General features: G+C 42.5%; 8 protein-coding genes and 1 pseudogene. 7 read left to right on the top strand and 2 right to left on the bottom strand.

The features are described 5' to 3' along the window. Nucleotides 1–253: 253 nt before the first annotated feature. The gene (locus IEW82_RS02315; protein ID WP_188688449.1) at nt 254–2,140 is read right to left on the bottom strand and encodes a terpene cyclase/mutase family protein; all 1,887 of its coding nucleotides are present in this window, start codon (nt 2,138–2,140) and stop codon (nt 254–256) included. 222 nt (nt 2,141–2,362) lie between these two features. Between IEW82_RS02315 and IEW82_RS02310 the strand changes: the two genes are divergently transcribed. Both IEW82_RS02310 and IEW82_RS02305 read left to right on the top strand, forming a co-directional pair. Continuing rightward, complete coding sequence (locus IEW82_RS02310; protein WP_188688447.1) at nt 2,363–3,628, top strand: BaiN/RdsA family NAD(P)/FAD-dependent oxidoreductase; 1,266 nt, start codon at nt 2,363–2,365, stop codon at nt 3,626–3,628. A gap of 132 nt (nt 3,629–3,760) precedes the next feature. Continuing rightward, nucleotides 3,761–4,393, top strand: a complete 633-nt coding sequence (locus IEW82_RS02305) for an MBL fold metallo-hydrolase (protein WP_188688443.1) — start codon at nt 3,761–3,763, stop codon at nt 4,391–4,393. A gap of 75 nt (nt 4,394–4,468) precedes the next feature. On the opposite strand, the gene pdxK is transcribed toward IEW82_RS02305, so the two are convergent. Further along, nucleotides 4,469–5,287 carry a pyridoxine/pyridoxal/pyridoxamine kinase gene (gene pdxK / locus IEW82_RS02300; protein WP_188688440.1) on the bottom strand — a complete coding sequence of 273 codons (819 nt, stop codon included), beginning with the start codon at nt 5,285–5,287 and terminating at the stop codon, nt 4,469–4,471. A gap of 159 nt (nt 5,288–5,446) precedes the next feature. On the opposite strand from pdxK, the gene msrA reads away from it, so the two are divergent. From msrA to qoxD, 5 genes and pseudogenes are all read left to right on the top strand, one after another. Then, entirely contained in the window at nt 5,447–6,397 is a 951-nt protein-coding gene (gene msrA / locus IEW82_RS02295; RefSeq protein WP_188688438.1) for a peptide-methionine (S)-S-oxide reductase MsrA, read from the top strand. A gap of 574 nt (nt 6,398–6,971) precedes the next feature. Continuing rightward, nucleotides 6,972–7,778, top strand: a pseudogene (gene qoxA, locus IEW82_RS02290) (cytochrome aa3 quinol oxidase subunit II); the annotation flags it as partial. Between the two features lie 97 nt (nt 7,779–7,875). After that, entirely contained in the window at nt 7,876–9,840 is a 1,965-nt protein-coding gene (qoxB, locus tag IEW82_RS02285; protein ID WP_188688433.1) for a cytochrome aa3 quinol oxidase subunit I, read from the top strand. Next, nucleotides 9,840–10,451: a cytochrome aa3 quinol oxidase subunit III gene (gene qoxC, locus IEW82_RS02280; protein ID WP_188688431.1), complete on the top strand. Its 612-nt coding sequence runs from the start codon at nt 9,840–9,842 to the stop codon at nt 10,449–10,451. Before qoxB ends, qoxC begins: the two co-directional genes overlap by 1 nt. After that, entirely contained in the window at nt 10,452–10,754 is a 303-nt protein-coding gene (qoxD, locus tag IEW82_RS02275; RefSeq protein WP_188688429.1) for a cytochrome aa3 quinol oxidase subunit IV, read from the top strand. Nucleotides 10,755–10,775 lie beyond the last annotated feature (21 nt).

Raw genomic sequence — 10,775 nt, 5'->3', positions numbered from 1 at the left:
ACTCGAAGTTTACTCGTGAAGTAAAGCTGGCCCCGTTCCCACAGGACTCTAGTCTCCGCATCATGAGTCAGCGGCGCCCGAGGAACACATGATTTTAGAGTGTTCCGAGTCTCATGCCTTGCGCTCCAATCCATTTGACCAGGCACTGAAGCCTCTTCCATATCTGATGATGATGCTCTTATAGCTAGACAAGGACCCCGCATGCTTTTGCCCGGTTTTTCTTACATTATTCAATTTGGGTTTCGGTTTGGAATCATCCCTTCTCGTATTTATTGTGATAATGAGCGAGGGTGAGAAGCGGCCAATATTTGGGATAGCCATGATAGTGAATATAGAAGGCACCGGGAAGGCCGGAGCCGGTGGGGTATAATGCATCAGTTTTAGAAGATGTTAATAAGTATTCAATCCCTCTATTAATGGCATCGTTAGGTTTGTCACATATGGCAATTAAGGCATCCGTTGCCCAGGCTGTTTGCACAACTGTGCTGAAAGAAAGAGGCATATAATGGCCGGCAACATCACTTTCGCAAGACTCGCCCCATCCACCATCTTCATGCTGAAGGGTGAGTAACCAGAGGAGCGCCTTTTGTATGACAGGCTCTTCTGTGGGAACGCCGACTGAGCATAGTCCGGTGATAGCGGCCCATGTGCCATATATATAGCAGACCCCCCAGCGTCCATACCAAGAGCCATCCTGTTCCTGTACCTTTTTTAACCAGCTTATAGCGGCTCGTGTTTGATAGAGGTGTTGACTGTCCTTATTTAACGTGCCGAGGGCATGAAGAACTCTTCCGGTGATATCGGGTGTAGAAGGATCAATGGCTGCACGTTTAATATTGGCGATGGGTAAAAGGGAGATCAAACGTGAATCTGTATTTTTTTCAAAGGCGGCCCATCCACCATCATGATTTTGCATGGAAAGCAGCCAGGTGATTCCTCGTTGATAGGATTCGGTAAATGCCTCGGATTGTGAAGAGAAAGATTGAATGGTTCTCAAAGCAACCTGAGTGTCATCAAGATCGGGATGGAGTGAATTGGAAGCAGAAAAACCCCATCCTCCTGCTTTGGTGTTGCGATTATGATATACCCAATCTCCTAAAACATGTTGCTGTTTATCTAGTAAATAGTGTGCAGCTTCTTTTAAGGGGGGATCGTCGATTGAGCAGCCTGCTTCTTTTAAAGCATAGCTCATTAACCCGGTATCCCAAATCTTAGAGGGGGAGTTTTGAACATGAATAAGTGTTGCTTCATCCCAAATCAATGATTCAATCCCTGCAATCGCCTTTAGAATAATTGGGGCATCCTTTTGATAGTCTAAAGCGAGCAACCCGTAGATCATGAAGAAGGTAGAGCTGGCGTAGCTTAAGAGTGTACCATTTGCTTCAATATGAGAGAGAATATATTCTTCAATCCGCTGATCAGCTAGAGTTAATCTTTCTTGAGGCATCTCACTTAATTTATAGAGCTCATTATTGAAAAAGGATGCGGGAAAAAGGTGTTTATCAGAGAAAAGGGTGTCAATTTCTGGCCAATAGGAATGGTCATCGCGTACTTCTAGAATACTGGGGTCTGGCAGCGAAGGCCTTTTAATGGCATGGCGGTGTTCAAAGGCGGCAAGAGCTGGGGCGAAGTGAGCACGTGCATAGCTTGAGAAGGAATAGAAGTTGACTGGAGAAAAACGAGGGAGAAGGATCAGAAGCGCAGGATTTAAAGGAAAGCGAGGCCAGGGATAAAGACCGTTCATGGCTAAAAAGGTTTTGGTCAGTAAGCCTGTCTTTTTTAGGCCACCGTGCGCCCGAATAAAGGCATAGGCTTTTTTCATGCTGTCATTATTGACGTCTGCATACTGGGAATACCAAAGCGCAATGACCGCTTCCACAGTTGCTGAGAGGTTTCCTGATCTCTCATTCGGATAGACCTTCCAAATTCCGTTGGGTCCTTGCTTTGTAAGTAAGCGCTCCGTCAATTGTTGGATGAGGGGTTCGTTATCAACCTCTAAGGATCTTAATAGAATGATCATATAGGCATCTGTCATAACGGGCCCTTCAAAGCAATACTGCCATGAGCCGTCATCCTTTTGTTCCCGGCACAATAAATCTATCCGCTTTTTGAGCTCTTCTGATAAGGGTATGATCTGCATCGCCTTTCCCACCTTTTCGAATATTACTCCTTTATTAAATAATGCAGGGGTTATGGCGATTATGCCTAGGTCTTAGCTATAACTCGCATACAAAGCGATTGAGTGTTTTCTAATACCCTCCGGATGAACTTTCTGATAGACTATAGGGTTTTTGTATGGGGTGCTTATGGCATAGAAGCCTTGGATATGCTAAAGTTAGCGTGGATATCGGGAGGGAAAAAAATGAAAGATGTAATCATTGTAGGCGGAGGGCCGTCGGGTTTAATGGCAGCAGTTGCTGCAGCGGAAGCAGGTGCCTCAGTCCTTTTGATAGATAAAGGTGAAAAATTAGGACGAAAACTAGCGATTTCTGGTGGTGGCCGTTGTAATGTCACGAATCGTAAACCCATTGATGAATTGATACAGCATATTCCGGGTAACGGACGCTTTCTTTACAGTGCCTTTTCACATTTTAATAATGAGGATATTATTCGCTTTTTTGCAGGCCTTGGCATTGCGGTAAAAGAAGAAGATCATGGCAGGATGTTTCCAGTATCGGACAGTGCTAAATCGGTTGTTGATGCCCTTCTGAAAAAGATCAAGGACTTACAGGTTGAGATCAAAACCAATGCACCAGTAGCTACAGTATTGTATGAAGAAAGCCATGCGATAGGTGTGAAATTAAGGAGCGGAGACAAGCTTCATGCGCACAAAGTGATCGTTGCTGTTGGTGGAAAATCAGTCCCAAATACGGGGAGCGAAGGAGATGGCTATCCTTGGGCAAAAATGGCAGGACATACGATCACCGATCTCTATCCAACCGAGGTTCCCCTTACCTCAAATGAACCTTTTATTCGTTCAAAAGCGCTTCAAGGCCTCGCTTTAAGGGACGTGGCTATATCGGTGCTAAATCCTAAGGGCAAGGTGTTGGTGACCCACCGTTGGGATATGCTGTTTACGCATTTTGGTTTGTCCGGTCCGGCAGTTCTCCGCTGTAGTCAATTTGTTGTTAAGGCATTAAAAAAATTTAAAACGAATCCTATCATGGTGCGTATTGATTGTTATCCAGATAAAAAAGAGGAAGCATTATTTCAATGGTTGCTGAATTTAGCGAAGGAAGAGCCAAAGAAAGCAGTGAAAAATGTTTGGAAGGGAGTCGTTCCTGAACGCTATTTACATTTTCTTTTAGAGCAAATTCAGCTTTCAGGAGAGACAACCTTCCATGAGCTTTCTCATCAGAGTATTCGTGACTTTGTAAAAGAGCTAAAAAGCTTTGAGATGAGAGTCAATGGGACATTGTCGATAGAGAAAGCCTTCATTACGGGTGGTGGCATTTCTTTGAAGGAAGTTGATCCCAAATCCATGGCTTCTAAGAAGGCGGACAATCTCTATTTTTGTGGCGAAATCCTAGATATTCATGGCTATACAGGGGGCTATAATATTACGGCAGCCTTTTCTACTGGATATACTGCGGGATGTCACGCAGCATCCAGTTTACAAGAAGTTTAAGCTGTGCCTTTCGAGGTCAGCGGGTAACAATCACCTTAAATAGAATAGTCTTATGCTTTGCTAGTAAGTCTATTTAAATGTAAAATTTTAATAAGTGAAAGTGAGTGGGTTGGCTAAGGGGGAGAAACAGGTATGGAAATCACCAAACAGGTGCACTTATTGGAAGGAACAAAAGGGAGCTATAGTTATTTGGTGACGGGGCAGGAGCCCGTCCTCGTGGATACAAGTATGCCAGGGCGCGCCAAACGCATTATCGAGGCTTTAGCTCACTTGGGGATGCAGCCTACAGATATAGCTCATATTGTTTTGACGCATCAGGATGTCGATCATATCGGCAATGCCAAAGGGTTAAAGCAGATTTCAGGAGCAAGGCTTTGGGCGCCAAAGGAAGAAGTTCCATATATACACGGTGCTAAAAAAGGTCAAGGCATCCGCCGTTTAATTAATGGTCTTATAAAAGTGGATAGACCGCAGGTGGATCGTATGCTTGAAGAAGGGCAATACATAGGAGAGCTTGAGGTTATTCCCGCGCCAGGTCATACAGAAGGACATGTCTGTCTACGCGTTGGCGATGTTTTACTGGCTGGTGATTTGGTGACCACACGCAAAGGAAAGCTCAAATCCTCTCCGGGCTTCTTGACGAAGGATAAGCACGCGCTCGCCAAATCGATACGATCAGTCGGTCAGCTCAAATTTGACTGGATTTGTCCGGCACATGGGGATCCTGTTCAGCGTGGTTCTTTATGGGAGACGTTGTTACCCTAACCAAAATAAAGAAGTTACCTTGTTTCTGATCTTTTAACAAAAGACCGGGCATTTGCCCGGCCTTTCCTTCTGGTTTTATCCTTTTGCGCCGTAAAGCTTGTAGGCACCATGATGTACAGGGCCGACATATTGGTTGAGACGGAAGCCGTGACGAATGGCTTCTGTGATAAAGTCTTTTGCAGTATAGATCGCTTCTTTTACACTTGCCCCTTTAGCGAGCTCTGCACAAATTGCTGCCGAGCTGGAGCACCCTGCACCATGTGTATAGGTGGTATCAATCCGCTCTGTTTCAAGGACTTCTATAGAGGTGCCGTCGAATAAGACGTCAGCAGCGTGACCCTCCTCTAATTTGTTTCCACCTTTAACGAGGACATAGGCTGCGCCAAGGTCATGAATTCTTTTAGCGGCCTCTTTCATCTCATCGATCGTGGTAATGAGCGGCATTTTGGCGAGTTTAGCTGCTTCAAAAAGATTTGGGGTCGTAACGGTCGCAAGTGGAACCAATAGGTTACGCAGGCTTTCTGTATTTTCAGGATGGAGTTCTTCATCTGCCCCTTTACAGACCATGACAGGATCAATGACAATATTCTTTAAATCATTTTCTTTTATAGTTTGCGCCGCTAATTCGATGATTTCAGGAGAACCAAGCATCCCTGTTTTTACGGCATCGACGCCTGCACCCACTACAATGGTATCGAGCTGCGCTTTTACTGTGCTGACATCGATGGGGAACACATTGTGAAACCAATTATTATAAGGATCCATGGCAACGATAGTGGTCACAGCTGACATGCCATAAACGCCGAGCTCCTGAAAGGTTTTGATATCAGCCTGCAGACCAGCACCTCCAGAAGAATCTGATCCAGCAATCGTTAGTGCTTTTTTCATATTCATTCACCCTTTGATTAGTATTTCCATGATAAGTATTTCTTTATTATAATCCCAAATCATAAGAACTTCCAATGATGATGACAAGGTTTATCTTAAGCGTTTTATTGGAAAAGTAATATAAAAAGAGGATATAGTGAAACTAAAGTTAAAGGGGTGATCAAAATGAGTCAACAACTTGCAACATTTGCAGGGGGCTGTTTTTGGTGCATGGTCAAGCCTTTTGATGAACAACCAGGCATCCATCAAGTGCTATCAGGCTATACAGGCGGTCGTACAGAAAATCCGACTTATGAAGAGGTCACGACAGGGGAGACAGGGCATGTAGAAGCGGTTCAGATCACTTTTGATCCGAATATTTTTCCTTATACGAAGCTCTTAGACATATATTGGACGCAAATCGATCCAACGGACGAAGGCGGGCAGTTTCATGACCGAGGCAGCTCTTATAAAACGGCCATTTTCTATCATAATGAAGAGCAGAAACAAGCGGCTGAGGCTTCAAAGCAGGCTTTAGAAGCAAGTGGCCGGTTTAACAAACCGATTGTTGTTCCCATACTTCCTGCTCAAACCTTTTATCCAGCGGAGGATTATCACCAGGATTATTATAAAAAAAATCCGATGCATTATGAGCGTTATCATGAGGGCTCAGGTCGACGGGCTTTTATAGATGAGCATTGGTCAGTGAAAAAGGATAAAAAGGCGTTGCGGGAGCAATTGACAGAAATTCAATATGAAGTAACCCAAAATAATGGAACAGAACGGCCTTTCCAAAATGAGTTTTATGACAATGACAAAGCAGGAATTTACGTTGACATCGTCTCGGGTGAGCCACTGTTCAGTACGACTGACCAGTATGATGCGGGCTGCGGCTGGCCAAGTTTTACGAAGCCATTGCAGAAATACCATGTTAAAGATAATTTAGATCTTTCTCATGGGATGATTCGTACAGAAGTCCGTAGCCGCTACGGGGATTCTCACTTAGGTCATGTTTTTGATGATGGACCTGGCCCTTCTGGATTACGCTATTGCATTAATTCAGCCGCGTTGCGGTTTATCCCTAAAGAGGATTTAGAAAAGGAAGGCTACGGTGAGTATAGCTTCTTATTTAAATAAGGCCAATAGATAGGGAGAGCTTTGATGAGTTACGCTCATTAAAGTTAAACGGCTTTACTCACTTGGTATTCTTGAATGATTGTTCAATTCACAGATTAGGGCAGATGGTGGAAGGCTCCGGTTTTTCTAAAACTTTTGTCAGGATCACCTAGCGGGATATTTTGCCAACATCTGAATGCTTTTGAACTGCATCTCAATTATTTGATGGTGCAGTTTTTTTCTGTGTAAAAAATTCCATCAAAGGGTGAAGGGGGTGCGATGATTTTATAAAAAAATCCTCCTGTACCATTAAATGGGTTAAATTGCTGTTCAAAAGGACTTATTGCCGGGCAAACTGTTAAAAATCGCACAATTCTAAACGTAAATATGAACAATTAAGGAACAAAAAGTGACAATTTTGTTATAAAGTCGTGAGGAAATGTTGAATTTGAGAAAAAGAGGATTCAAAAAATCCCCATCGGTGGTAATCTATTTAATGTAATCAAGAAGCATTTGCGTCGAATACTAAAACAGATGCTATCAAGCTGATGTTATACATTAACGATTAGCGCATAGGGGGGAGACATGATCAACGATGAAGCGTATAAAAACATCCTTTAAACTGGTTGCATTGTCCGTTGTTTTCTTGCTACTGCTCACAGGCTGTGATGTTCCAGTCCTTCAACCTCAAGGTCCTGTAGGAGAACAACAGTATCATCTGATTTTATGGTCATTAGTTCTGATGTTTATTGTCATTGCGGCTGTATTCATTCTTTTCGGAGTGATTGTATTCAAATATAGAGCGAGTCGTAAAAGAACAGATAACTATGAGCCAGAACAAGAAGGAAATAAAAAGCTTGAATTTATTTGGACTATTATTCCTATTATTATTGTTCTTTTGTTAGCTATTCCGATGACAATTACAACAGTAAACCTTGAAAAAAACCCAAGCCCTGAGAAGAAGCCATATGTAGTTTATGTCACTTCAGCTCAGTGGAAATGGATCTTTGGCTATCCTGAAGACGGTGTTGAATCAGTAAATGTGTTGCACATTCCATCTGATCGACCGGTAAAATTTCTCATGACCTCTGAAGGAGCGATGAATTCGTTCTGGATTCCTGCCCTTGGTGGTCAAAAGTATACGATGAATAATATGTCATCGACACTGTACTTAGAGGCGGATCACCCTGGTAAATATCTTGGTAAGGCAGCGAACTTTAATGGTAAATACTTTGCTCACATGAACTTTAATGTCATTTCACAAAAACAAAGTGATTTTGACCAGTGGGTCAAACAAGTGAAAACTCATTCACCTGCTCTTACCATGAGTGAATATAACAAGTTGATTAAGCCAAGTGTCGTGGATGTTAAAACCTATTCTTCTTATCCAAAACAGCTCGATACGAAATTAGAAAATATGATGAGTATGGAGCATATGACCATGAAGAATAGTGGAGATATGGATTCGGATATGTCTGGAATGAAGGGAGACGAATCCCATGAGTAACATCAAAGATTATCTACTGCATGATTTCTTTGTTACGGGTGAGCCAATGATTTACATGGCCGACGTTTCCATTGTACTTGTTACCATTGCGATTGTCGTGGTGCTAACTTATTTTAAAAAATGGAAATGGCTTTGGAAGGATTGGTTGACCACTGTTGATCACAAGAAAATTGGGATCATGTATATTTTGGCCGCACTTGCCATGTTATTCCGTGGCGGTATTGACGCATTGTTAATGCGTGTTCAGCTTTCTGCACCAAATTTACACTTTTTAGATGCACAGCACTATAATGAAATTTTCACAACGCACGGAACCATTATGATCCTATTTATGGCGATGCCATTTTTGATCGGTTTGATTAACGTAGCGATGCCATTGCAAATCGGTGCCCGTGATGTGGCGTTCCCTTACTTGAATGCGATTAGTTTTTGGCTATTCTTTGTAGGGGCGATGCTCTTCAACTTATCCTTCGTCATTGGTGGTTCACCTGACGCTGGATGGACCAGTTATACACCATTGGCCGAAAAGTCCCTCGACCCAGGTGTTGGTGAGAACTACTATCTACTTGGACTACAACTTGCTGGTATCGGTACTTTAGCAAGTGGTGTTAACTTTGCTGTTACGATTATAAAAATGCGTGCTCCAGGTATGACATTGATGAGAATGCCAATGTTTACTTGGTCAACCTTGATCACATCTATTATTATTGTTTTTGCATTCCCTGTATTAACAGTTGCGCTTGCGATGTTGACGATTGACCGTGTCTTTGGTGGACACTTCTTCACAGCCACGGCAGGCGGTGAGCCGATGATGTGGGCGAACCTTTTCTGGATATGGGGACATCCTGAGGTCTATATTGTTATTTTGCCAGCGTTTGGTATTTTCTCGGACATTATTAGTACCTTCTCTGGAAAGAAATTGTTTGGTTATAATGTCATGGTCTATTCCATGGTGGCTATCTCAGTACTCAGCTTCCTTGTATGGGTGCATCACTTCTTTACAATGGGATCTGGGGCAGCGGTTAACTCGGTATTTGGTATTTCAACAATGGCCATTTCCATACCAACCGGTGTTAAAATCTTCAACTGGTTGTTAACGATGTACCGCTCTCGAATAAAATTTACTGTCGCCAACCTATGGTCACTCGCCTTTATCCCTAACTTTGTTATAGGTGGGATTACAGGGGTTATGCTTGCGGTGGCTGCAGCCGACTATCAGTATCACAATAGTTATTTCTTGATAGCTCACTTCCATAATGTGTTGATCGCAGGGACGGTGTTCTCATGCTTTGCCGGTTTAACTTACTGGTGGCCAAAAATGTTTGGGCATGTCTTGAACGAACGTCTTGGCAAATGGACATTTTGGATTTTCGTTATCGGCTATAATATCTGTTTCTTACCTCAATATTGGCTTGGATTTATGGGTATGACACGTCGTACCTATACTTATGCCTCTGGTTTAGGATGGATGCCTTTGAACGTTATTTCTACCGTCGGTGGATTCTTAATGGGTATTGGCTTCATCATCATGGTATATAACATTTACTATAGTGCACGTTACGGTGAACGCGACACTACTGGTGATCCTTGGGATGGTCGCACACTAGAATGGGCAACAACTTCACCTGCTGCTGAGTATAACTTCGCAACAGTTCCTGAAGTAGAAGATATTGACGCTTTCTATGATATGAAGAAGAAAAATAAAGTTAAGGAATGGCTGAATAAGCCAATTAAAGATATTCACATGCCAAATAACTCTGGTCGTCCAATCATTATGGCTGGTTTCTTCTTTGTTGCTGGCTTTGGTTTAACTTTTGAATGGATATGGCTAGCGATTGCTGGACTAGTTGGTGTCTTTATTACCATGGTCTTACGCTCATTTGAAATTGATAATGGTCATCATATTCATAAAGAAGAAGTTGAGCGTACAGAACGTGAAGCAGGGAGGATATCCTAATGTCTCAATCTAATTCATTGAATCAGCATACTCCCTTAGAATATTCTACTGAGGATGGCCGCTTAAAGATCTTTGGCTTCTGGGTCTTCCTCGGTGCGGAAATCATTTTGTTCTCTTGTTTGTTTGCTTCCTATATGGTGTATTTGCACCGTACTGCTGGGGGGCCAACACCAGATGATCTTTATGATGTTAAAGAGTTTATGATTGAAACCTTCTTGTTGCTTACATCCAGTTTTACTTGTGGCTTAGGTACTCATGAGTTGCGTCGCCAGAATAAAATGGGTGTCATCATTTGGTTCATCATTACCTTGATTCTTGGGCTTGGTTTTGTCGGCATGGAAATTCACGAGTTTGTGGATTATGTTGGTGAAGGTGCGAAACTTACTACAAGTGCTTTCTTAACCTCGTTCTTTACCCTAGTGGGTACGCACGGATGCCACGTTAGTCTTGGTATTTTATGGATCATTGGTATTTTAATTCAAACAGCGAGAACAGGGATTAATGCTGTTACCGCAAGAAAACTCTTCATTGTTGGTTTATATTGGCACTTCCTAGACGTTGTTTGGGTCTTTATCTTTACAGTAGTTTATTTGACAGGGATGGTGTTGTAAATGCAAACAGATCACTCAACCACTTCTCATGGTCATGAAGGCTTTCCATGGAAACACGTGATTGGTTTTATTTTATCCCTGATTTTAACGGTTGCAGCGTTATGGATTGTGGTTTCACTTTCTTTATCCGTAACATTAACAATAACTTTCATTTTGATTTTAGCGATTTTTCAAGTGCTTGTTCAATTACTGTTCTTCATGCACATTACTGAACACGAGGGTGCCTATCAAATCATCGCGATTTTCTTTGGCATCTTCCTAGCCGCAGTATTTGTATATGGATCAATTTGGATTATCTATTAATAGTGATTGGCAAGTAAATAA

The sequence above is a fragment of the Pullulanibacillus camelliae genome, from assembly GCF_014642655.1.
GTDB lineage: Bacteria > Bacillota > Bacilli > Bacillales > Sporolactobacillaceae > Pullulanibacillus > Pullulanibacillus camelliae.
This window is presented reverse-complemented; position numbering and strand designations above follow the sequence as displayed.